At 71.0% G+C, this 22,904-nt stretch carries 20 protein-coding genes; 11 read left to right on the top strand and 9 right to left on the bottom strand.

Annotated elements, in window-relative coordinates; translation table 11 throughout:
* Nucleotides 1-16 precede the first annotated feature (16 nt).
* A complete protein-coding gene (locus FV233_RS02380) occupies nucleotides 17-2,698 on the bottom strand; it encodes a ligase-associated DNA damage response DEXH box helicase (RefSeq protein ID WP_238262508.1) in 2,682 nt (893 codons plus the stop codon).
* Nucleotides 2,695-3,651 carry an alpha/beta hydrolase gene (locus FV233_RS02375; protein WP_147853820.1) on the bottom strand — a complete coding sequence of 319 codons (957 nt, stop codon included), beginning with the start codon at nucleotides 3,649-3,651 and terminating at the stop codon, nucleotides 2,695-2,697. Before FV233_RS02375 ends, FV233_RS02380 begins: the two co-directional genes overlap by 4 nt.
* A 201-nt stretch (nucleotides 3,652-3,852) precedes the next feature.
* Between FV233_RS02375 and FV233_RS02370 the strand changes: the two genes are divergently transcribed.
* Nucleotides 3,853-4,197, top strand: coding sequence for a DUF6460 domain-containing protein (locus tag FV233_RS02370; protein WP_147853819.1), 345 nt, complete (start codon nucleotides 3,853-3,855; stop codon nucleotides 4,195-4,197).
* A gap of 38 nt (nucleotides 4,198-4,235) precedes the next feature.
* Complete coding sequence (locus tag FV233_RS02365) at nucleotides 4,236-5,612, top strand: MATE family efflux transporter (protein ID WP_147896506.1); 1,377 nt, start codon at nucleotides 4,236-4,238, stop codon at nucleotides 5,610-5,612.
* A 76-nt stretch (nucleotides 5,613-5,688) separates the two neighbouring features.
* Here FV233_RS02365 and FV233_RS02360 read toward each other — a convergent pair whose 3' ends face one another.
* Complete coding sequence (locus tag FV233_RS02360; RefSeq protein WP_147896505.1) at nucleotides 5,689-6,027, bottom strand: hypothetical protein; 339 nt, start codon at nucleotides 6,025-6,027, stop codon at nucleotides 5,689-5,691.
* Nucleotides 6,028-6,243: 216 nt separating this feature from the next.
* Here FV233_RS02360 and FV233_RS02355 point away from each other — a divergent pair, with 216 nt between their 5' ends.
* The 6 genes from FV233_RS02355 (at nucleotide 6,244) to FV233_RS02330 (ending at nucleotide 12,293) form a co-directional block, all read left to right on the top strand.
* Complete coding sequence (locus FV233_RS02355) at nucleotides 6,244-7,137, top strand: CoA ester lyase (RefSeq protein WP_147857343.1); 894 nt, start codon at nucleotides 6,244-6,246, stop codon at nucleotides 7,135-7,137.
* A gap of 740 nt (nucleotides 7,138-7,877) precedes the next feature.
* A complete protein-coding gene (locus FV233_RS02350; RefSeq protein ID WP_147896504.1) occupies nucleotides 7,878-8,735 on the top strand; it encodes a MipA/OmpV family protein in 858 nt (285 codons plus the stop codon).
* 202 nt (nucleotides 8,736-8,937) lie between these two features.
* Nucleotides 8,938-10,107: an SDR family oxidoreductase gene (locus FV233_RS02345; RefSeq protein WP_246689887.1), complete on the top strand. Its 1,170-nt coding sequence runs from the start codon at nucleotides 8,938-8,940 to the stop codon at nucleotides 10,105-10,107.
* A gap of 751 nt (nucleotides 10,108-10,858) precedes the next feature.
* Nucleotides 10,859-11,272: a glyoxalase/bleomycin resistance/extradiol dioxygenase family protein gene (locus FV233_RS02340; protein WP_147896503.1), complete on the top strand. Its 414-nt coding sequence runs from the start codon at nucleotides 10,859-10,861 to the stop codon at nucleotides 11,270-11,272.
* Between the two features lie 32 nt (nucleotides 11,273-11,304).
* Entirely contained in the window at nucleotides 11,305-11,769 is a 465-nt protein-coding gene (locus FV233_RS02335; RefSeq protein ID WP_147896502.1) for an SRPBCC family protein, read from the top strand.
* 41 nt (nucleotides 11,770-11,810) lie between these two features.
* Nucleotides 11,811-12,293 (top strand): VOC family protein, encoded by a 483-nt coding sequence (locus tag FV233_RS02330; protein WP_147896501.1) that lies wholly within the window; start codon nucleotides 11,811-11,813, stop codon nucleotides 12,291-12,293.
* An 8-nt stretch (nucleotides 12,294-12,301) separates the two neighbouring features.
* Here FV233_RS02330 and FV233_RS02325 read toward each other — a convergent pair whose 3' ends face one another.
* The 4 genes from FV233_RS02325 to FV233_RS02310 form a co-directional block, all read right to left on the bottom strand.
* Complete coding sequence (locus tag FV233_RS02325) at nucleotides 12,302-12,580, bottom strand: hypothetical protein (RefSeq protein WP_147896500.1); 279 nt, start codon at nucleotides 12,578-12,580, stop codon at nucleotides 12,302-12,304.
* Nucleotides 12,577-14,874: an FdhF/YdeP family oxidoreductase gene (locus tag FV233_RS02320; RefSeq protein WP_147856702.1), complete on the bottom strand. Its 2,298-nt coding sequence runs from the start codon at nucleotides 14,872-14,874 to the stop codon at nucleotides 12,577-12,579. Before FV233_RS02320 ends, FV233_RS02325 begins: the two co-directional genes overlap by 4 nt.
* Nucleotides 14,875-15,565: 691 nt before the next feature.
* Nucleotides 15,566-16,642 carry a quinone-dependent dihydroorotate dehydrogenase gene (locus FV233_RS02315; protein WP_147896499.1) on the bottom strand — a complete coding sequence of 359 codons (1,077 nt, stop codon included), beginning with the start codon at nucleotides 16,640-16,642 and terminating at the stop codon, nucleotides 15,566-15,568.
* The gene (locus FV233_RS02310) at nucleotides 16,639-16,989 is read right to left on the bottom strand and encodes a DUF952 domain-containing protein (protein ID WP_147856976.1); all 351 of its coding nucleotides are present in this window, start codon (nucleotides 16,987-16,989) and stop codon (nucleotides 16,639-16,641) included. The genes FV233_RS02315 and FV233_RS02310 overlap by 4 nt, the downstream gene beginning before the upstream one ends.
* Nucleotides 16,990-17,532: 543 nt before the next feature.
* Here FV233_RS02310 and FV233_RS02305 point away from each other — a divergent pair.
* The 3 genes from FV233_RS02305 to FV233_RS02295 all read left to right on the top strand — a co-directional run bounded on the left by FV233_RS02305 (nucleotide 17,533) and on the right by FV233_RS02295 (nucleotide 20,459).
* Nucleotides 17,533-18,165, top strand: a complete 633-nt coding sequence (locus FV233_RS02305; protein WP_147856975.1) for a helix-turn-helix transcriptional regulator — start codon at nucleotides 17,533-17,535, stop codon at nucleotides 18,163-18,165.
* 106 nt (nucleotides 18,166-18,271) lie between these two features.
* Nucleotides 18,272-19,366, top strand: a complete 1,095-nt coding sequence (locus FV233_RS02300; protein ID WP_147896498.1) for an ATP-binding protein — start codon at nucleotides 18,272-18,274, stop codon at nucleotides 19,364-19,366.
* 124 nt (nucleotides 19,367-19,490) lie between these two features.
* On the top strand, nucleotides 19,491-20,459 hold the full coding sequence (locus tag FV233_RS02295; RefSeq protein ID WP_147896497.1) for a TIM44-like domain-containing protein: 969 nt from the start codon (nucleotides 19,491-19,493) through the stop codon (nucleotides 20,457-20,459).
* 219 nt (nucleotides 20,460-20,678) lie between these two features.
* Here FV233_RS02295 and rsmA read toward each other — a convergent pair whose 3' ends face one another.
* A complete protein-coding gene (gene rsmA / locus FV233_RS02290; RefSeq protein WP_147855439.1) occupies nucleotides 20,679-21,533 on the bottom strand; it encodes a 16S rRNA (adenine(1518)-N(6)/adenine(1519)-N(6))-dimethyltransferase RsmA in 855 nt (284 codons plus the stop codon).
* Nucleotides 21,530-22,648: a 4-hydroxythreonine-4-phosphate dehydrogenase PdxA gene (gene pdxA / locus FV233_RS02285; protein ID WP_147855438.1), complete on the bottom strand. Its 1,119-nt coding sequence runs from the start codon at nucleotides 22,646-22,648 to the stop codon at nucleotides 21,530-21,532. Before pdxA ends, rsmA begins: the two co-directional genes overlap by 4 nt.
* Between the last annotated feature and the right edge of the window lie 256 nt (nucleotides 22,649-22,904).

Genomic DNA, 22,904 nt, shown 5'->3' with positions numbered 1-22,904 from the left:
GAGGGCGGATCGACGGTCAGGACAGGGCTTCCTGAAGAAGCTCCGCCTCGGCCTCGGCCAGGATCTCGTCGGCCCCCTCACCGTAGACCCGTTCGCGCCCGATCTCGAGCATGACGGATACGGAGAGCGGCGAGACCCGATCGAGAGCCTTGTGAATGATTCGCCCCTGGATGCGCTCTAGCATCATGCCGAGGCGCCTCACGTCGAGGAGTCCGGTTGCCGCATCCTGTCGCGCCGCGCGCAGCAGGAGGTGGTCGGGCTGGTGCTTGCGCAGCACGTCGTAGATCAGATCCGTCGAGATCGTGACCTGACGGCCGGACTTCTTCAGGCCGGGGTGATGGCGTTCGATCAGGCCGGCGATCACCGCGCATTGCCGGAACGTACGCTTCATCATCGCCGATTCATCGAGCCACGCCTCCAGGTCGTCGCCCAGCATGTCGACCGCGAACAGGTCGCCGATGAAGTCGGAGTCCAGCGCAGCGCGCTCCGAAACATCGCGGGTCGTCCAGATCGCGATGCCGTAATCGTTGGCCGCGAACCCGAGCGGGCGCAGGCCGTCACGCTCCATCCGCCGGGTCAGCAGCATGCCGAGGGTCTGATGTGCCAGCCGTCCCTCGAACGGGAAGGCCGTCAGGTAGTGGCGCTTCCCCCGTGGGAAGGTCTCCACCAGCAGGTCGCGCTCGCCCGGCAGGACCGAGCGGCGGCGCTGCTGCTGGAGGTAGTCACCGATCTGCTTCGGCAGGCGATCCCAGGCGAACGGGTCGGCGATGATCGCCCGGACCCGCTCGGCCAGGAAGGTCGAGAGCGGGAATTTCGCGCCGGCATAAGAGGGGATCGCAGGATCGGTCCCGAGCGGCGCGCGGGTCACCAGGGCCTCGTCCTCGGCGAGTCCCTCGAAGCGCAGGGTCTCGCCGGCGAACAGGAAGGTGTCGCCGATCGTGAGCGTGTCGGCGAACTCGTCCTCGATCTCGCCGAGCACCCGGCCGCCCTTCGGCAGGACCGTGCCGGGCTTGCCGCGCAGGGTCCGGCCGAGCCGCACCCGGACCCGCGCCGCCTCGACGATCGTGCCCACATTCATCCGGTACGCCTGCGCCGTCCGGGCATCGCGCACGCGCCAGAGGCCGTCGGGCCCGCGCAGGATCTTGGCGAAGCGCTCGTAGGCACGCAGGGCATAGCCGCCGGTCGCGACGTAATCGACGACCTGCTCGAAAGATTCCCAGGTCAGGCCGGCATAGGGTGCTGCGGAGACGATCTCGTCGTAGAGGCCGACCGGGTCGAAGGCGTCCGCGCAGGCCATGCCGAGCACGTGCTGGGCGAGCACGTCGAGGGCGCCGAGCCGCGCGTCGGGGGTATCCTGCGCGGCCGCCTCGACGGCGTCGAGGGCCGCCTGGCACTCCAGCATCTCGAAGCGGTTGCCGGGGACGAGATAGGCCTTCGAGGGCTCGTCCATCCGGTGGTTGGCCCGGCCGATCCGCTGCATGATCCGGCTCGCGCCCTTGGGCGCCCCGACATTGACCACGAGATCGACGTCGCCCCAGTCGATGCCGAGGTCGAGGGTTGCGGTGCAGACGATCGCCCGCAATCGTCCCTCCGCCATCGCGGCCTCGACCCGTCGCCGCTGCTGCGCGTCGAGGGATCCGTGATGGATCGCGATCGGCAGCGCGTCCTCGTTGAGGCGCCAGAGCTCTTGGAACGTGTACTCGGCCTGGAGCCGGGTGTTGACGAAGACCAGGGTCGTCCGGTGCTCTTTGATCAATTCGTAGATCGCCGGCATCGAGTGCCAGGCGGTGTGCCCCGAGATCGGCAGCGACCGCCCGAGATCGAGCAGGCGCAAGTCGGCCTTGGCGCCGCCTCGGACGGTCACGAGGTCGGCCATGGGCGGCTGTTTTTCCCCTCCCCCCTCTGCAGGGAAGGAAGGGAGAGGCGCCTGGGTCGGGCGTGTGACCTCATCGAGCGCCGACACCGCGACGCGCTTCCTCTCCCGTGCGGGAAAGGGGACCCGAGCCTCGTCCGGGGCTGTATGACTCCGACCGCCCGCAGAGGGGGGAGGGGAAAGCTCCAGCTGCGGCACCAGGTACTTCCGCAATTCGTCGGGCTCTCGGACCGTTGCGGACAGCCCGATCGCTGCCAGATCCGGGCTGAGGCGGTGCAGCCGGGCGAGGGCCAGGGAGAGCAGGTCCCCGCGTTTCGAGGTCACGAGGGCATGCAGCTCGTCGAGGATGACGCAGCGCAGGCCGGAGAAGAATTCGGCGGCGTCGCGATGGGCGATCAGAAGCGCCAGCTGCTCGGGCGTCGTCAGCAGGATGTCGGGCGGGCGGCTGATCTGGCGGGTGCGCTTGTGCGCCGGGGTATCGCCGGTGCGGGTCTCGACGCGTACCGGGAGACCCATCTGGGCGATGGGCGCGTCGAGGTTGCGGGCGATGTCGACCGCCAGCGCCTTGAGCGGCGAGACGTAGAGGGTATGCAGGCCCTTGGCGGTCTTGGGCTCCGCTTTGGGGGCTGCCCGTTCCGCCAGAGCCACGAGGCTCGGCAGGAATCCTGCGAGCGTCTTACCGGCGCCGGTCGGCGCCACCAGGAGCGCCGACCGGCCCGACCGGGCGATCCGCAGCAGGTCGAGCTGGTGCGGCCGCGGCGTCCAGCCACGCGCGGCGAACCACGCCCGGAAGGCCTCCGGCAGGATCTCGGATCGATCGCTCAGGCCAGGGCCATCAGGAAGCGGTCGATCAGTTCCAGGGCTCGCTCGCTCATCGGACTCGGGTACCGGGCGAAGACGTGGCAACCGCCGGGATAGATCGCGGTGTGGCCGCCATTGCCCGCGGCGGCCCAGCGCGCCGACATGTAGAGCGTGTCGTCGAGAAGCGGGTCAGCGGTCCCGATGGTGAACAGGGCCGGCGGCAATCCTTTCAGGTCGGCATAGATCGGCGACACGTCCGGACGCCGTCGGTCGATCCCCTCGCGGACGTAGCCGTCCGCGAACTTGGTGAGATCGAGGGTGTTCACGACGAGGCGCTCGTCGCCCCAGTTGCGCACCGACGGGGTCAGGCCGAGGTCGTAGAAGCCCGCGTTGAGGTTGGCGCCCCGGAACGCGCGCGGCTGGTTGTGCCGGTCCCGCAGGCGCAGCAGCACCATCACGGCGAGGTGCGCGCCGACCGACTCGCCACCGATCGTCAGCGCGTGGACGCCGAACTCGGCCCGGCCGGGTCCCGCGAGCCAGAGGGCGGCGGCCTCGCAATCGAGTAGCGCGGCCGGATAAGGATGCTCTGGGGCGAGGCGGTACTCCACCGACAGCACGACGAAGCCGCAGGCGTCGGCGATGCGCTCGAGCCAGGGATCCTGCTCGTCGGCCGCGCCCCAGACCCAGCCGCCCCGGTGGATGTGAAGATAGGCGCCGCGCACCTTCGTGTCGGCCTTCGGGCGGACCACGCGCAGCTTGAGCGGACCGCTGGGCCCCTCGATCGTCATCCATTCCGCCCGGGCGCTGTGCGGCATCGCCGGAGCCGCCTTGGTCCCGGCGCGGCGGCGGGCACGAACCTCCTCGATCGGGAACGACCAGGGATCAGGCAGGGCGGCGTGCGCCGCGACGATCTCGGCATTGAGCCGAAGCGTCTCGGGATCGATCGTCGCCGGGTCGAACAAGGCGTGGTCGATCATGTTGGGTCTCGTCCCGTCGGCGCTGTCCCGCGGCCATTCCCGGCATCTTGGCGGGACGGCTCTCGCTTGCCATCTCGGGTCCGTGGGTGAAACCCGCTAACGTCCGATCCGGGATCCGGTTTCGACGCGGTGTTGTGTGCCGGCCACGGTTCCGCCCGTTTCGTCGCCGATCCGGACCCTTCCTGGCTTCATGAGGACGCGATGCTCGTCGATCACGACCGGCGCCGGCAAGGCGCTCCGCCGCCGAACGCCGCCTACGGGTCTGAGACATACCAGCGGCGGCCCTCCGCGCTGCACCGATTCCTTGGCGGCTCGCCCGCCGGCGTCTTCCTGCGCCTGCTGTTCCTTTCGGTCCTGGTCGGCGCCTTCATGGCGATGCTCGGCCTGACGCCGGGCCGGCTATTCTGGCACGCCTACGACTCGGCCCGGGCGCTCCTCGAGATCGGCCTCGCCTCGCTGCACGATTTCGGCGGCTGGATCGTCGCGGGCGCCGTGGTCGTCATCCCGCTCTGGCTGTTGTCGCGGCTGTTCGCGACCTCGCGCTGATCGGGACGCGCATCGTCCGGCTCGGCTAAGGTCGCGGCATGACGCATCCGCCCGCCGCCCCGGTCCTGCCGACGCACCGCAGCGTATTGGCGTTGGCGCTGCCGATGACGCTCGCCAACGTCACGACGCCGATGCTCGGCTTCGTCGGCGCGGCGGTGATCGGCCGGCTCGGCGATGCGGCCCTGCTCGGCGCGGTTGCGCTGGGAGCCGTCATCTTCGATGCCATCTTCTGGTCGTTCGGGTCCCTGCGCATGGCAACCGCGGGACTGACCGCGCAGGCGGTCGGGGCCCGGGAGGGCATCGAGGTCGACCGCATCCTGGCCCGAGCGCTGATGGCCGGCGCCGCGATCGGCCTGGCCCTGCTCGCGCTGCAATGGCCGATCGCCAAAGCCGCCTTCGCGGTCAGTGGCGCCAGCGAGGCGGTGACGTCGGGGCTCGCGACCTACTTCCATATCCGCATCCTGTCCGCGCCCTTCGTGCTGGCAAGTTATGGCGTGCTCGGCTCGGTGGTGGGGCGTGGGCGGACCGATCTCGGTCTGCTGCTGCAGGTGGCGATCAACCTGATCAATGTCGGGCTGACGCTCGCCTTCGTGCTGGGCCTCGGCCTGGGGCTCGCCGGCGCGGCGCTGGCGACTTTGTGCGCGGAGGCGGCCGGGCTGGGGCTCGGCCTGATCGTGCTCGCGCGGCTCGGATCGCGCCCGTTCCGGGTGCCGCTGCGCGACCTGCGGGACGCCGCCGCCCTGCGCCGGACGCTCAGCGTCAACCTCGACGTGATCCTGCGCACCCTGGCGCTGATCACCGGCATCGTGCTGTTCTCGGCGCTCGGTGCCCGCCAGGGCGACGTGGTCCTGGCGGCGAATTCCGTCCTCTGGAACCTGTTCCTGATCGGCGGCTTCTTCCTCGACGGCTTCGCCACGGCGGCGGAAACCCTGTGCGGACAAGCGGTTGGCGCCCGGGACGCCGCCGGGTTCCGGCGGGCCTCCGCGTTGAGCCTGCGCTGGTGCCTGGGCTTCGGGATCGGGGTCAGCCTGCTGGCGCTCGGTTTGGGGCCGGGCTTCATCGACTTCGTCACCACCAGCGCGCCGGTGCGCGAGACCGCCCGGGCATACCTGCCGTATGCCGCGCTGGCGCCGTTCGCCGCGGCGGCGGCGTTCGCCTATGACGGGATCTATATCGGCGCCACCTGGACGCGGGCGATGCGCAACCTGATGGCGGGGGCGCTCGCGATCTACTGCGCGGCTCTGGGGCTGGTGCAGGTGTTCGGCCTGGGAAATGCCGGGCTGTGGCTGGCCTTCGTGGCGTTCCTGGGTGCCCGAGGCCTGTTCCAGGCGGTCGCGTTTCCCGGCCTGGCCCGCGACACGTTTCGCGGATCGACGCAGTTCGCGGACGGGAATCCGACGCCAGCCTCCGCGTAGTCCACGAAGCGTAAGCCGCGGCGCCCGAATCCGGGGTCGTTCTTCGAAGAATTGCTGTCCGGACGCGCGGCCCGGCTCAGCGCGGATCCTTCCAGGCCGTCGCGGCCGGCGGCGCAGCCCGGGCGACCGTCCCGGTGGTGCGCGGGATCTCGGCCTCGGCGCGGCGTTGCGGCGCCCGGCGGACGCTGCCGTAACGGCGGCCCCGGCGGAAGTGGCGGCGTCCGCGCCCGCTGGAATGGCCGACGAACCCGCCGACCACGGCGCCGGCGACAGCCCCGATCGGACCGCCCACCAGGGCGCCGGCGACCGCACCGGAGCCGACCCCCAGGGTGGTCCGGCTCTGGGCCCGGGCCGGATCGGGCGCCCCGGCCAGGACCAGGCCGGCGAGGACGAAGACAGTCGAGAGAGCGCGCATAGGACCGGATCCCGGGATCCAAGGATTGAACCCAGGCCGCCTTTAGCCGTGAGAACATGACCAAAGCACGGCTGGATCGAACACCGCCCTTGAACGTATCAAACCGCGCGCGGACTCACCGATGGCAAGACTTCGGGCGTGGCGTATCGGACGTTCTGCTCTAGGGTGCAGTGCAACGAAGGCCGGCCGGGGAGCGGCCGCAGGAGGGAGATGCCCATGGCCACGACGACGGACCTGCGCCTGCGCCGGAGCGTGCTCTACATGCCGGGCTCGAATCAGCGGGCGCTCGACAAGGCCAAGACCCTGCCGGTGGACAGCATCATCCTCGACCTCGAGGACGCGGTCGGCCCCGAGGAGAAGGAACTCGCCCGGGAGCAGGTCTGCGCCGCGGTCAAGAGCGGCGCATACGGGAGCCGCGAATTGGTGATCCGGGTCAACGCCCCGCAGACCCCCTGGGGCGAGGCCGACCTCCACGCCGCGATCGAGGCCAAGCCCGACGCGATCCTGATGCCGAAGGTCTCGTCCTCGGCGGTGCTGGAGAGCATCGCCGACCGGCTCGAATCCCTCGACGCCCCCGAGGGCATCGCCGTCTGGGCGATGATCGAGACCCCGGCCTCGATCCTCAACATCCAAGAGATCGCCCGGGCCAGGCGCGATCCGCGCATGCGCCTGACCTGCCTGGTGCTCGGCACCAACGATCTCGCCAAGGACACCTGGGCCAAGATCGTGCCGGGCCGGGTGCCGATGCTGCCCTGGATGATGATGGCGCTCGCCGCCGCCCGGGCCGAGGGCCTGGCGATCCTCGACGGCGTCTACAACGACATCGCCGACACGGAGGGATGCCGCGACGAGTGCCGCCAGGCCCGCGACCTCGGCTTCGACGGCAAGACCCTGATCCACCCGACGCAGCTGGAGCCGGCCAACGCCTCGTTCGCCCCCACCGACGAGGAGGTGCGAAGGGCCAAGCTGGTGATCGAGGCGTTCGAGCGCCCGGAATACGCCAAGCGCGGCGCGATCAAGCTCGAAGGCCGCCTCTACGAGCGCCAGCACCTCGGCGTGAACCGCCGGGCCGTGACCTGGGCCGAGGCGATCCGGGCGAAGGGGTTCTGAGAGCGGGCGGCCGATTCCGATCTCGCGCCACGCCGAGATGCCGGCGGGCGTTTCCCGGGGTGGACGACGCAACCCGCGTCGGAACCGGCCCGAGCGGGCATGAGGCGCTTCCCCGCGCGCTCCGGCTCGGATGCTCAAACAGCGGCGGATGACGGGCGTAACGCGCCCTCTTTCCCGTTGCAGCCACGGGCGACACCAGTTGGGATTTTGATCACTCCCCATCGTTGAAAGTTCAGTCTGATTCTTCCAGCGATGGCCGGATCGATACGGCCACGCCCCGTCATCCCGGGGCCGCGCAGCGGAGCCCGGCATCCGGAACCGCCGACGTGCCAACGTCCTGATCGGGCAACATTTCTCGAGCCCGGGTTCGCCTGGGGGCCCCGGAATGGCGGCGTGGGTTATCAGCGATGGGGTATCGATCCTCGGGACGCGGATCTTCCAACCGGTGTAGCCCGTAGCCACGAGGGGGCGGGGAAAACGCGTCGTGCGTCCCGTGCCTATGCCCGAACGCGTTGTGTGAAACTCCAAGCCCTGCGGCGAGAGAGGACCGGCGCCCGTGTCCCAGTTGCAGGCCGGTCCGTCGTCGCACCGGCGCTCGGCCGATCGCGGCCGGAAGACAGCAAGGCCTGCGAAACCCCGGCGGATCTTTGGTGCGCGCGTGGACGATTGACCCACCGCCGTTAACGTGGGCGTGTCATGGGAGAGGTCTTTAAGCCTAGCGTGACAGAAGGACCGCGACGGTGCCCCGCCTGCCCGTGCCCGCCCGTGCACTTCCGAATCGATGGCCCCGGCGCTCCGCGCGGCCCGGCCTGTCCCTGGCGGCGGCCCTGGCCCTGTGCCCGGTCATGGCGCGCGCCGACGACCTGAGCGCGCTGTTCGATCACAACACCGTCGTCTCGGTCGGCGGATTCGCCGGCGCCGGCCCGCGCTTCCAGGGGAGCCGGGCGGCCGGGCTCTGGGGATTGCCCTACCTGTCGTTCCGCAAGGCCGACGAGCCCCGCGACTGGTGGTCCCCGGACGACGGCCTCGATGCCACGCTCGTAGGCGAGGGCCCGGTCCAGCTGGGTGCCGTCCTGGACTTCCGGGAAGGCCGGTCGCGCCGCGACGACCAGCGCCTCGCCGGCCTGCCGCGCCTGCCGGCCACGGTCGGGCTCGGCCTGTTCGGAGAGGTCTGGCCGGTCCCCGATACGTTCAGGCTGCGGGCCGAGGTCACGCAGGGCGTCCGCGCCCATGACGGGATCATCGCCAAGCTGGCGGCCGACCTGGTGGGCCGCTTCGGGCGGTTCACCCTCAGCCTGGGCCCCCGGTTCGTGGTCGGCGATGCCGCCGCCATGCATCTGGACTTCGACGTCCCGGTCGCCGCGACGCTCGTGAATCCCGTCCTGGCCCCGTACCGGGCTTCTTCTGGACCGCGTTCCGCCGGGGCGACGGCCACCATAAGCTACGATTGGTCCGACGCGTGGCAGAGCCTCGGCTATGTCCGCTACGACAGGTTGATCGCCGCGGCGGCGGCGAGCCCGATCGTGCGCCGCGTCGGCACCGCGAACGAACTCACGGTTGCGGTCGGGGCGATCTACTCATTCCGCACGTCTCCTTGAACTTGACAAAGACCAAAGAGCGGTCTTCTGCTTGATGACATAGATCACGCGTTCGTGAGTATCTTCCGTCGGACGATCACGGACCCGTGATGACTGTGGCTGTTCGGGCACGGTCGGAAAAAGTTCATGTTTTAAGCTGCCGCCGCGGGATTGTTTCCGAAGTTTTGCGCTACTCACTCTCCCCATCGAGCGGAGAGCACCGTTGGCACGCATACTTCTGACGGGCGGGACCGGGTTGATCGGCGGCGCCGTGCTTCATCAGGCCCTCAGCCGCGACGACGACGCGAGCTGGGTCTGCCTGGTCCGGTGCACGAGCGTGGAGCAGGGGCGCCAGCGCATCGCCGCACGCCTCGAGCGGTTCACCGACGCCTTCACGGCCCAGCGCCTGGTGCGCAAGGTCGAGATCGTCCCCGGCGACTTCACCCGGGCCGACCTCGATATGGATCCGCGGCTCGATGCCTGCACCCACGTGCTCCATCTCGCCGCCGACACCTCATGGTGGGGCGGCGAGCGCGTGTTCCGGACCAACCATGACGGCACCCTGGCGCTCGCCCGCCGGGCCCGGGCCATGCCGGGGTTGCAGCGGTTCCTGCATGTCGGAACCGCCATGATCTGCGGTGCCGACGCGCCGAGCCTGGTGGAGGAGGCGGCCTATCCCGATGCCGACGCCCGGCACATCGTCGGCTACACCGAATCGAAGGCGGCGACCGAGACGTCGCTCGCCGCGCTGTTCCCCGACCTGCCGATCGTCGTGGCGCGGCCGTCGATCGTCGTCGGCCACGCGACGCTCGGCGCCGCGCCGAGTTCGAGCATCCTCTGGGTCCTGCGCGCCGCCGACGCCCTGCGCATGCTGCCCTGCAGCCCGGAGAGCTGCGTCGACATCGTTCCGGCCGACTGGGTCGCCGAGACGCTGATCGGCCTCCTCGCGAAGCGCGATCTCAGCCACACCCTCTATCACCTCTCCGCGGGCACCGCCGGGCGGACCCGCTGGGCCGACGTGATCGCCGCCTTCGAGGCGGCGGATCCGAGCGACGGGGTGCGTGCCTTCCAGCGCTTCCATCTCGAGCGCGACCACGCCCGGTTGCGCAAGCGCTTCGCAGAGGTGTTCGGCCTGAACGACGCGTCCAAGCGGGCGATGCTGCGTGCCACCCGCGCCTACTACGCCTTCTGCGCCCTCGACCTCACCTTCGCCAACGACAGGCTGCTCGAAGACGGGTTCGCGCAGGCTCCGTCGCTCGCCTCGTATCTGCCGGTATGCCTGGCCAATTCGGCGACGATCGTCGAGCAGTTCGCCGACGACATGGAGATGTTCGCGCCGGGCTTCGGCGCGGAGGCCGCGCATTCGGACCGGCCCCTGGCGGCGATCGCGTGAATTTCGCCGGCGATCTGGACTGACGAGACGCGTCGACGCGGAGGTGCGCTCCGGCCCTCAAGACGGTCTCGTCCCAGCCCTGCCACGGTGTTGGGATCGATCTGTACGTGACGCGTTTTGCCAATGGCATAAAGCGCTTCGAACCGCACAGGCTGGATACGATGGCATTCGCCTATCACGCCCCCGCGTGACAGCCGAGAAGGCGGCGCGGAAGCGAGAGACGGGTCGCAGAGGACCATACGTCATCCACGGATCCGAAGTTTCCACAGACGCTTCAGCCTCCACCCTGTCATCCCGGGGCGCCGCAGGCGAGCCCGGGATCCAGAGCCGCCGACGGCGCAAGTCATTGATCCGACGATGGTTCTGGATCCCGGGCTCCGCTTCGCGGCCCCGGGATGACGAAGCTGCCTTCAAAGCGGCTTCTACAAAGACCAGGGGGCGCAGGACAGGCGGGACGGTTGGATGCCGACAGCTGCTGCAAACACCTTGCAAGGGCTGGGTCTCGTCCCTTTGGGAAGCCGGGTTCCCCTTTCCCGACCCGCTTTGCGGGCCATCCTCTCCCGCACCGGGGTGAGGGTGCGCGCTTGGGTCCGTCCGTTGGTCTCATGCGGCCCGCGTTTCAAATATTCGATCCCCATTCGCGCGCCGCTCGACGGATCTCACACGGGATGAGACACTATTCGACCGGCCGAATCGGACCGTGTCGAACGCATGGATCCTGGGCGCGCGGCCGCGATCGGAGGCTCACGCCATGAGCAGCGCGAATCCAGACATCCCGGCCCCGGTGAAAGGCGGGCTCGTAGCCTACCTGACCGTGGACGGCGCCTTGAGAGCGGCCGAGTTCTACGGGCGCGCCTTCGGGGCCGAAATCGTCACCGCGATGCCGGCGGACGACCAGGGCCGGACCATGCACGTGCACCTCCACGTCAACGGGTCGTCGCTGATGCTGAGCGACGCCTTCCCGGAGCATGGCCACCCGCTGCAGGCGCCGCAGGCGTTTTCCCTCATGCTGATGGTCGAGGATATCGACGCGCGCTACGCCGAGGCCGTCGCGGCGGGCGCGACCGCCTTGATGCCGCCGGCCGAGATGTTCTGGGGCGACCGCTACGGCCAGTTGCGCGATCCGTTCGGGATCATCTGGGCCATGAACCAGCGCAAGGGCTGACCGCCCCACGACCGCCGCCAGCGAGCACGACCATGACCGAACCGAACGGGCGCGACCTCGTCCTCACGCGCAGCATCGCCGCATCCCCGGCTTCGCTCTACCGGGCCTGGACCGAACCGGATCTCCTGAAGCGCTGGTTCGCACCCGCGCCCTTCACGGTCTCGGAGGCCGAGACCGACCTTCGCCCCGGGGGCGCCACCCGGATCGTCATGCGCGCGCCCGACGGCACGGAATTCCCGAGCGTAGGCGTCTATCTCGAACTGGTCGAGAATGCCCGCATCGTGTTCACGGACGCCTATGTGCGGGCCTGGGAGCCCGCGCCGAAGCCGTTCTTCACCGGCCTCATCACCTTCGAGCCCGAGGGCGGGGGAACCCGCTACACCGCGCGGGCCCGGCACTGGTCGGCCGAGGATTGCGCGGCCCACGAGGCCATGGGCTTCCACGAGGGCTGGGGCCGCTGCGCCGATCAACTCGCCGAACTCGCGGCCGGTTTGTAGGCCGCGCGACGGGTCCAATCCCCCCGGACGGAGGTCTCGTCATGGCGAAGACGGTCAGCACCTGCCTGTGGTTCGCGGACGACGCGGAGGCGGCCGCGCGGTTCTACGTGTCGCTGGTGCCCGGCTCCAGCCTCGGGCCGATCCTGCGGGCGCCCGGGCCCTGGCCCGGCGGCGCGCCGGGCGCCGCGATCCTGGTGGCGTTCACCCTGGGCGGCCAGAGCTTCCAGGCGCTCAACGGCGGCGTCCCGGCGCAGTACGGCACCGCCGCGTCGATTGCGGTGTCCTGCGCGGATCAGGCGGACGTCGACCTGCTGTGGGACGCCCTCACCGCGGAGGGCGGGGCGGAGATCCAGTGCGGCTGGCTGCGCGACCGCTGGGGCGTGCCCTGGCAGATCGTCCCGGAGGCCCTGCCGCGGCTGCTCGCCGACCCTGATCCCGCGGTGGCGGCCCGGGTGTTCGCTGCCATGCAGACCATGGTGAAGCTCGACGTCGCGGCCCTGGAGGCGGCCGCCGCCACGCCTTGAAAGAGGGCCTAGGCGGCCGCCCCGTAGCGCGTGCGCTGGGTGCGCGCATCCCGGGCGGTCACCGCGACGTGGCCCGCCTCCTCCAGCCCCGAGAGGGCGCGCAGCACCAGGGCGTGCTCCACCGCGAAGGTGCGGGCGAAGGCGCGGCTGTCGCCGGGCAGGCCGAGGGAAAGGGCCGCGAGCAGCCCGGCCTCCAGCGGCATCATCCCGGGATGGGCCGCCGTCACGCGGTCGAGGGCGGCGACGAACGCCGCCTCGTCCGGGGGAGGGTCCGCGGGCCCGCTCACGCCGCCGCGCGGGCCTGCAGGGTCACCAGCACCGACTTCGAGGTCGGCGTGTCGCTCTTCTCACCGAAGGTCGAGAGCGGCACCAGCACGTTCAGCTCCGGGTAGTAGCCGGCCACCGCGCCCCGGGGCATGTCGAACGGGACGAGGCGGAAATCCTCGGCCCGCCGGGTCACGCCGTCGGCATGGAGGCCGACGATGTCGACGCGCTCGCCGATCCGATCGCGGATCTCGGCGAGGTCGTCCGGGTGGGCGAACAGCACCTTCCGTTCGCCGTAGACGCCGCGATAGCGGTCATCGAGGCCGTAGATCGTGGTGTTGTACTGGTCGTGGCTGCGGAAGGTCTGGAGCACGAAGGTGTTCTGGCCCTTGCGCGCGACCTGATGCTCGGTCTCGGCCGGCAGGGCGTCGGCGGAGAAGTTGGCCCGGCCCGTGGCGGTCTCGAACACCCGCTCGGCGGCGAGGTTGCGCAGCATGAAGCCGCGCGGCTTGCGCACCCGTGTGTTGTACTCCGTAAAACCCGGGATCGTCGCGGCGATCGCCTCACGGATCCGGTCGTAATCGGCCGCGAGCCCGGCCCAGTCGATCGCGGCCGAGCCGACGGTGGCCTGGGCCATGCCGGCGATGATCGCGATCTCGGAGCGCAGCTCCTTGGAGGCCGGCTTGTTGATGCCGCCCGAGCCGTGGACCATGCTCATCGAATCCTCGACGGTCACGATCTGGGTCTTGCCGGCCGCGTTCCGGTCGATCTCGGTGCGGCCCATGCAGGGCAGCAGGTAGCCGATGGCGCCCGGCACCAGGTGGGCGTGGTTGAGCTTGGTCGCGATGTGGACGGTGAGGCGGCAGGAGGCGAGCGCCTGCGCCACCACCGGGGTATCGGGCGTCGCGCGCAAAAAATTGCCGCCGAGCCCGATGAAGGCCTTCGCCGTGCCGTCGCGCATCGCCCGGATCGCCGCCAGGACGTTGTGGCCGTGCCGGCGGGGCATGGCGAGGCCGAAATGCCGCTCCAGCGATTCGAGGAAGGCCACCGAAGGGCGCTCGTTGATCCCGACCGTGCGGTCGCCCTGCACGTTGGAATGGCCGCGCACCGGGCACAGGCCGGCGCCGGGCCGGCCGATATGGCCGCGCAGGAACAGCAGGTTGGCGATCTCCCGCACGGTCGCCACCGAGTGGCGGTGCTGGGTCACGCCCATGGCCCAGGTGGCGATCACCCGCTGCGCGCCGAGATAGACATCCGCCATGGCGGAGATGTCCTCGTAGGTCAGGCCCGACTGGTCGAGGATCGCGTCCCAGGCGGTGGCCTCCACGGCGGCCCGGTAGGCGTCGAGCCCTGCGGTGTGGTGCTCCAGGAAGGCCCGGTCGAGCAGCGACGGCCGCCCGGCCGCGAGGGCCTCGGCGTCGCGGGCGAACACGATCTTGGCGATGCCCCGGAAGGCCGCCATGTCGCCGCCGGAACGAGGCTGGAGGTAGTGGCTGGCGATCGGCTGGCTGGAGCCGCGCAGCATTTCCACGGTGTTCTGCGGGTCAGCGAAGCGCTCCAGCCCGCGCTCGCGCACGGGGTTCAGCACCACGACCTGGGCGCCGCGCTCGGCCGCCCGGCGCAGGTCGCCGAGCATGCGCGGATGGTTGGTCCCGGGATTCTGGCCGACGCAGAAGATCGCGTCCGCCTTCTCGAAATCCTCCAGCAGCACCGTGCCCTTGCCGATGCCGATGGCGTCGATCAGGGCGACGCCGCTGGCCTCGTGGCACATGTTCGAGCAGTCGGGAAAGTTGTTGGTCCCGTAGGACCGGGCGAACAGCTGGTAGAGGTAGGCGGCCTCGTTGGAGGCGCGGCCCGAGGTGTAGAATTCGGCCTGGTCGGGGTTGTCGAGGCCGCGCAAAGTCGCGCCGATCTCGGCGAAGGCCTCGTCCCAGCTCACCGGCAAGTAGCGGTCGCTCGCCGCGTCGTAGCGCATCGGGTGGGTGAGGCGGCCTTCGCCCTCCAGGGCGTAGTCGCTCCAGCCGCGCAGTTCGGTGAGCGTGTGGCGGGCGAAGAAGGAGGGCGGGGTGCGCTTGTCGGTGGCCTCCCAGGAGACTGCCTTCACGCCGTTCTCGCAGAACTCGAACGACGAGCCGTGCTCCGGGTCGCCCCAGGCGCAGCCCGGGCAATCGAACCCGTCGGGCTGGTTCGCCTTCAGCAGCGCACGCGCCCCCGTCAGCGGAGCGCGCGAGCCGAACAGGTGCTTGCCGCAACTCTTCAGAGCGCCCCAGCCGCCGGCGGCGGATGAGCGCTTGGGAGCCCCGTCAGGCTGGGCCATGGATTGTCCTGGATGTTCTTGTGAAAACGAGCTGAGCTCGCCAATTCGCAACCGCGAGATAAGCGGCTTGGGATACCGGTCACAATGGCGTGCCGGCGCAGGCCCCTCATGCACGGGACACAGGCTAAGTCACCGCTTGGCAAAGCCTTTCTAAACTGGCGGGTGCGACGCTCGGCAGCGGTCGGACCGGGCCGCCGACGGTTCGGTTCCGAACCCATCTTGCGCGCGCAGCCTGAGGAACCAAGCGCCGCGCGCGAGCCCCTTCAAGGTGTCTGCGCTTGTCGGTCCGCGAGGAGATCTGCCAAGAGGATCAAGCGTTCCGGGCCGCACAGGCCAGGTCCGGCGGGGCGCGCAATCACACAGTGGGCCATAGCCGAGACGGCGGCAAGCCGGAGACGGGTCGCAGAGGGATATCCGCCCTCCACGCATCCCAGGTTTCTGCGGACGCTTTTATGCCTCCGCCCCGTCATCCCGGGGCGCCGCAGGCGAGCCCGGGATGATGGGGCTGTTTCTGGAACCGCCTCGGCAAGGAACGAGGCGCATCGGCCCAACGGGACGGTCAGATGCCGACGGCTTCCGGCAGACACCTCGAAAGCGCGGCCTGTGCGAACCCTGAAGGCCTCCTGCGGGGCGCTTCGCTACGCCACCTCGACATGAGGTCGAGACTGGGAAGCGCCTTGACGAACGTCCCTCACGCCGCGCGGGCCAGCGCCTCCGCGCCCCGGCCGACGACCTGGCTGAGCGCGGCGACGCCCTCCGCCGCCATCCGCTTCACGAGGCCGGCCTTGATGCGATCCACCAGCCCCGGCCCGTCATAGATTAACGCCGAATAGAGCTGGACCAGGGTCGCCCCGGCCTCGATCTTGATCCAGGCGGCCTCGGCGGAATCGACGCCGCCGACGCCGATCAGGGGGAGCGTGTCGCCGACGCGGAGGCGGGTCTGGGCCAGCATCCGGGTCGCCGGGCCGAACAGCGGCCGGCCGGAGAGGCCGCCGGTCTCGCGGGCAAGGCTTTTCTCCCGCAGGCTCTCGGGCCGCGCCACCGTGGTGTTCGAGACGACCAAAGCCTGGACCCCGCGCTTCAGCGCCGTGGCGCAGATCGCGTCGAGGGCATCCAGCGCGAGGTCGGGGGCGATCTTCAGGAGTACCGCCGCCTTGGCGCCGGCCGCGTCCCGCGCTTCAACGGTGCGGGCGAGCAGTTCGTCCAAAAAAGCCTCGCCCTGCAGGTCGCGCAGGCCCGGCGTGTTGGGCGAGGAGACGTTGACCGTGACGAAATCGACGAGCGGAGCGAGGCTCTCGGTACAGGCGACGTAGTCGGCCAGCCGGTCGGTGGAGTCCTTGTTGGCCCCGATATTCACCCCGACGAGGCCCGGCCGGCCGGCCCGGGCCCGGAGCCGCCCCGCCACCGTCGCCAGACCTTCGCTGTTCAGGCCGTAGCGGTTGATCACCGCCCGGTCCGCCGCGAGGCGGAACGCCCGTGGCCTCGGGTTGCCGGGCTGCGGCCGCGGCACCACGCCGCCGACCTCCACGAAACCGAAGCCGAGGCCGAGCATCGCGTCCGGCACCCGGGCGCCCTTGTCGAAGCCAGCCGCGAGGCCGACCGGATTGGGGAAGCGGCGCCCGAGCAGGTCGACGGCTAGCCGCGGGTCGTCGGCGGCGGGCTTGACCGGGGGCAGCAGCGCCAGGGCACGCAGGGTCAGGTCGTGGGCGCTCTCGGCATCGAGGCGATGCAGCAGCGGGCGGACCAGCGGGAAGGCGGCGGCGATCATGCGCGCGGGATGCCTGCCGGCAGGACATGCCGCCCATCCGGGCCGAGGGGCAGGTCCTCCATCGACACCACCGCGGCGAGCGGCAGGTCGCCGTAGAGGTGCGGAAACAGCGCGCCGCCGCGCGACGGCTCGTAGACCAGGGCCGCGCCCAGAGTCTCGGCGTCCACGGCGATCAGCAGCAGGTCGGCCTGGCCGGCGAAGTGGCGGTCCGCCGTCTCGGCGGTCTGCTCGGCGGTGGAGAAGTGGATGAAGCCGTCCGCCCGGTCGACCGGCGCCCCGGTGAACCGGCCCGCCGCCTCGGCCTCGCGCCAGAGCGCACGCGGACAGATCTTGTAGATGAGCGCCATCGGCATTCCCTGGAAAGCGCAGCGTCCATAGCCCATCGCTCCGGGGACCGGAACCAGCGCGGTTGGATTGTGCCGGCCGACGCATGCGTCACAGGCTATCCCGCGAGCGCCTCCGAGGCATTGCAGAGGCAGCGCTCACGACAACTCCGTCATCCCGGGGCCGCGGAGCGGAGCCCGGGATGACGGGGTGGATCCTGGATACGGCCTTGGACATCCGGAAGCCGCGGCAGGCCTGTCTCCGGACGACCCGCCCACCAGCGACCGCGCCGCCGGCCGGCAACAACCGGAAACCAGATCGATTCCAAGGGCGATTGCATTCTGCAGGTTGTAGTTCTACTTTCCTACGTCTAGGCTGAGCGTCACAGGACCGTGTCCGAAACGGGTCACTCGGGCCGGGGCGTTGCGCTCTTCAGTATCTCGCTCTCCTCGGGCGGTTTCCGTCCGAATCCTCCGGGGAGACTGCCTCTGTGCCTCCGCGGCAGCCGGCAGCCGGCTGGCGAGACGGGGGTGCCGGCCCGCTCACGTTGAGCCTTCGAGCCCGACATGCTGTCTCACGAGCAGATCTGGAACGCCATCGACCGCCTGGCGGAGCGCCACGGCTACTCCGCCTCGGGGCTCGCCCGCCGTGCGGGCCTCGATGCCACGAGCTTCAACCGCTCCAAGCGGATCGGTGCCGACGGGCGCAAGCGCTGGCCCTCCACGGAATCGGTCTCGAAGGTGCTGGCCGCCACCGGCGCCAGCCTGGACGAGTTCCTGCGCCTGATCGAGGCCCGGGAGATCCCGGCCCGCACCATGGTGCCGTTGATTGGCCTGACCCAGGCCGGGGCCGGGCGCCTGTTCACCGACGAGGGCATGCCCACCGGCGGGGCCGGCTGGGAGGAGATCGAGTTCCCCGACCTCGGCGAGGAGCGTGCTTTCGCGTTGGAGATCCAGGGCGATTCCATGCAGCCGCTGTTCCGCGACGGGGACGTGCTGATCGTCTCGCCCACGGCCAGCGTGCGCAAGGGCGACCGCGTCGTGGTGCGCCTCCACGGCGGCGAGGTCCTCGCCAAGGAGTTGCGGCGGCGCACCGCCCGGACCGTGGAGCTGGTCTCGCTCAACCCGGAGCACGAGGACCGGGTCCTCAATATCGGCGAAGTCGCCTGGATGGCCCGGGTGATGTGGGTCCGGCAATAGGCCACCATAGTCCCGGGACACAGCCGCCACACTTGGCCGCGAAGCGGTTCGCCGCTATCGCGGGCCTCGCCGCGGGTTTCCCGCACCCGCTCAGCTCGGACGCAGGATGACGCAGCCCGGGACGGATCACGGCGAGGCGGGCGGCCTTCTGACGGCGCAGGCCCGCGCGTTCCTCGACGCGCTGCCCACGCCCAGTCTCCTCATCGATGCGCAGGGTCGGGTCCGGTACGCCAACCCGGCCTTCGAGCGCCTGACCGGGCATCCGGCACAGGCGCTCGCCGAACGCGGCCTCGAGCCGATCCTGGCGAGCCGCGGGTCGGCGCCCGATCTCTCGGTCGACGCACCGCAGGAATTCCTGGCTCAGCGGTCGGACGGGACCAGCTTCTGGGCGAGCCTGACCCTGGAGCGCCTCCCTGGGACCGACGCGCGGATCGGGCAGATGCTCGACGTCACGGCGCGGCGGGAGGCCGAGGGCGCGCTGGCGCTGTCGCGGCAGCGCGAGGCTCTGGGGCTGCTCACCAACAGCGTCGCCCACGAGTTCAACAACTTCCTGCAGATCCTGATCGGCTACATCGACGGGCTGAAGCGCCGCCTGGGCGACCGCCCCGAGCCGTTCATCCAGCGGGCGCTGGTCCGCTCAGCCGACGCCACCGAGCGGGCCGCGATCCTGACGCGCCAGCTCCTGGCGTATTCGCGCCGGATCGCCCCGGACGTGCGCGCGGTCGATCTCGACGCCATCGTGGCGGAGCTGGCGGAGCGCCTCGCGCCGGATTTCCCGGCCGGGATCCGCCTCGTGGTGAACCCGACGCCCGGGCTGCCCCGGGCGATCAGCAACCCGACGCAGATCGAGTTCGCCCTGCGGCATCTGGTCGCCAACGCGTGCGAGGCCATGCCGGCGGGCGGGACGGTGACGCTCTCGACCTTCCGGGTCGATCCGGGCGACCGGGCCCTGCACCAGCCCGGGCCGGGCACCGTGGGGATCCAGGTCGGCGATACCGGGCCGGGCATGTCGCCCGAGATGCTCGCCCGGGCGCTCGCGCCGTTCCAGACCAGCCGCGAGGCCGGACGGGGCGCGGGCCTCGCCATCGTGCACGGCCTGATGAAGCGCCAGAACGGCACGATCACCATCGACAGCCAGCCCGGCGAGGGCACCCGGGTCCGCCTCGGCTTCCCGGCGGCGCCGGACCGGACGCTGCACTGACGCGACGGTCGGCGACAAACGTCATCACGACATCGAGAGGCGCGGACTAAAACCCGCGCTGAGCCGTCACCATATAATCGTCGGCGGCTCTCGCCACTCGGTTCTCGTCCTCAGAGGCGCGTACATGCTCACCCAATTCTCGCGTCGTCGGCGCACGGCCGCCTTCCTGGCGCTCGCTGCTGCCCTGACCGTCGCGGCGCCCGTCGCAGAAGCCCGTCCGGGCGGCGGCGGGTCCTTCGGTTCGCGCGGGTCGCGGACCTACACCGCCCCCTCCGCGACGCCCACGGCGCCGGGCGGCGGCTCGACCATGCAGCGGTCGCAGACCGCGCCGTCCCCCGGCATGTCCAATCCCGGCATGCAGGCGCCGGCCGCGCCCGGTCGCCGCTTCGGCGGCGGCTTCTTCGCGGGCCTGCTCGGCGCCGGCCTGCTCGGCGCCCTGCTGGGGGGCGGCTTCTTCGGCGGCCTCGGCGGACTCGCCTCCATGATCGGCCTGCTGTTCCAGGTCGGCCTGGTCGTGCTGGTGGTGATGCTGGCGGTGCGGTTCTTCCGCCGTCGCAGCGAGCCGGCCGGCGCCGGCGCGCCCTACGCCCGCTCGACGCTGGACGGCGGACCGAACCAGGGCGGCCCGATGGGCGGCCAGGCCCCGGCGGCCGGCGGTTCGTTCGGCGGCGCGCGTCCGGTCCAGACCCGCAAGGTCGAGGTCGGCCCGGCCGACTACCAGGCGTTCGAGCGCCTGCTCGGCGACATCCAGGACGCCTACACCCGCGAAGATCGGGTGACGCTCGGCAACTTGGCGACGCCCGAGATGGCCGGCTACTTCGACGAAGAGCTGCGCAACAACGCCGCCCAGGGCGTGGTCAACAAGATTACGGACGTGAAGCTGCTGCAGGGCGACCTCGCGGAAGCCTGGGGCGAGGACCGCACCGACTACGCCACCGTGGCGATGCGCTACGCCCTCAAGGACGTCATGGTCGACCGCGCCAGCGGCCGGGTCGTGAAGACCGAGCCCGCCCCGGAGGCCGTCGAGCTCTGGACCTTCCAGCGCCAGCCCGGCCGCGGCTGGGTGCTCTCGGCGATCCAGCAGACCCGTTGATCTTGGGATGCAGCGTCCCGGCCGTTCAGGCCGGGGCGCGGTTATCGAGCCGGCGCCGTTTCCGCGGCGCCGGTTTTTTGTTTTTTGGGCAGATACAGGATCAAACGGCCCGGCGGCTGTAAATCCAACCCCGTCATTCCGGGGTCGCGAAGCGGAGCCCGAAATGACGGGGTGGTCGCTCGAGCGGGAGCGCAATTACTGAACGCGCGCCCGGCTACTTTACCGTCCGCGCCCCGCGTCCCACAGGTTGGCCAGGGTCACGAACCCCGCCACCGGCACCTCCTCGGCCCGGGCCGTCTCCAGGATCCCGGCCGCCGCCAGCAGGGCGCCGGGCTCGGGGCTCAGGGCCTTCAGGCTCTGGCGCAGCATCTTGCGGCGCTGGCCGAACGCCGCCCGGGTCACGGCCTCCAGGGCGCCGGCCCGGCAGGGCAGGGGCTGCGCCCGGGGCAACAGCCGCACCACGCTGGACGTCACCTTCGGGGGCGGCACGAAGGCCGAGGGGCTCACGTCGAACAGGATGTCGGCCTGGGTGCGCCAGCCGCACAGCACGCCGAGACGGCCGTAATCCGCCCGGGTCTCGGGGCCGGCGACGATGCGCTCGGCGACCTCGCGCTGGAACATCAGCACCGCCTGGTCCCACCAGGGCGGCCAGGCCGCGCCGTCGAGCCAGCCGGTGAGCAGCGCGGTGCCGACGTTGTAGGGCAGGTTCGCGACGATCCGGACCGGGCCGGTCCCGATCAGCGGGCGGGGATCGAAGGCCAGCGCGTCGGCGTCCACCACCTCCAGCCGGCCGGGATAATGCGCGGCGATCTCGGCCAAGGCCGGCAGGGCGCGGGGATCGCGCTCGATCGCCACGACCCGGGCCGCGCCCTCGGCCAGCAGCGCACGGGTCAGGCCGCCGGGGCCGGGGCCGACCTCCACGACGGTCACGCCTTCGAGCGGCCCCGCAGCGCGGGCGATCCGGCCCGTCAGGTTGAGATCGTACAGAAAGTTCTGGCCCAGCGCCTTCCTGGGCTCCAGCCCATGCCGGGCGACGACTTCGCGCAGGGGCGGCAGCCCGTCTCCATCGCTCACAGCTCGTCCTCGGCGTCGAAATGCTGGGCGCCCGTGGCGCGCGGTCGCCCGGCATAGATGCTGAACGGGATGATGTCGGCGCCGCCCGGGCCCGGACCGTTGCGGGCCGCCTCGGTGTCGGCGAGCCGCCGCGCCAGCCGCAGGGCGGCGATCAGGCTGTCGGGCCGCGCCACCCCGGTCCCGGCGATGTCGAAGGCGGTGCCGTGGTCGGGCGAGGTCCGCACGAAGGGCAGCCCGAGGGTGACGTTGACGCCGTCGTCGAACGCGATGGTCTTGATCGGGATCAGCGCCTGATCGTGGGTCGGCGCCAGGGCGACGTCATAGGTCGCCCTGGCGCGGGCGTGGAACAGGGTGTCGGCGGGCAGGGGGCCGCGGATGTCGATCCCGGCCGCGCGCAGGCGCGCCACCGCGGGGGCCAGCACGTCGCGGTCCTCGTGCCCGATGGTCCCGGCCTCGCCGGCATGGGGGTTGAGGCCGGCGAGCACCAGGCGCGGCTCGGCCAAGCCGAACCGGTCGCGCAGGTCCCGGGCGACGATCCGGGCGGTCTCCTCCACCAGCTCCTGGGTGAGCAGGCCCGGCACCTCCTTGAGCGGGACGTGGATCGTCACAGGCACGACCGCGAGATCCGGGCTCCAGATCATCATCACCGGCCGCGGCGGCGTGCGGCCGGGGGCGACCGACAGGGCGGCCAGGAACTCGGTATGGCCCGGATGGGCGAAGCCGGCCCGGGTCAGCACGAACTTGGCGATCGGGTTGGTCACCACGGCGCCGGCGCGCCCGGCCGCTACGAACGCCACCGCGGCGGTGATCGACTCGATGACCGCGCCGGCATTGCCGGAATCCGGGACGCCGGGCTCGGCCGCCACCGTCGCGCCGCTCGGCAGCGGCACAACGGGCAGCGCCCGGGGAAACACCTCGGCGGCGGTCTCGGGATCGACCTCGGCCACCGGGACGGGCCGGTTCAGCCGGTTGGCCAGGCGCTCGATGAAGTCCGGGTCGGCCACGAGGAAGAACGGCGGCAACGGATCCGGGCCGCCGCGTCCGAGCCAGGCGCTGAGGGCGAGTTCCGGGCCGATCCCGGCCGGGTCTCCGAGGGTGAGGGCGAGCGGCGGCATCGGGGGTCTATAGCGCCGGTGGCGCGGGGGCGCATCCTTTTGAGGAGAGGCCCGACGGCTCACCGATCGGACAAAGATCACGACCTCTGTGAGATGCGCGTTTCCCTCCCCCCTTTGCGGGAGAGGGTGGGCCGGCCGTCAGGCCGGGTCGGGAGCAGGGGAATCGCATTTGGCAGCGGGGTCTTTCGGCGAAGCGCGAACTGGATTCTTTAAGGTCTCCTGGAGCACGGGAGATCCTGCATGGGCGGTCTGGGTG

It is taken from the genome of Methylobacterium sp. WL7 (genome assembly GCF_008040085.1).
GTDB lineage: Bacteria > Pseudomonadota > Alphaproteobacteria > Rhizobiales > Beijerinckiaceae > Methylobacterium > Methylobacterium mesophilicum.
The sequence above is the reverse complement of the archived record's forward strand: the minus strand, read 5'-3'. Positions and strand labels throughout refer to the sequence as shown.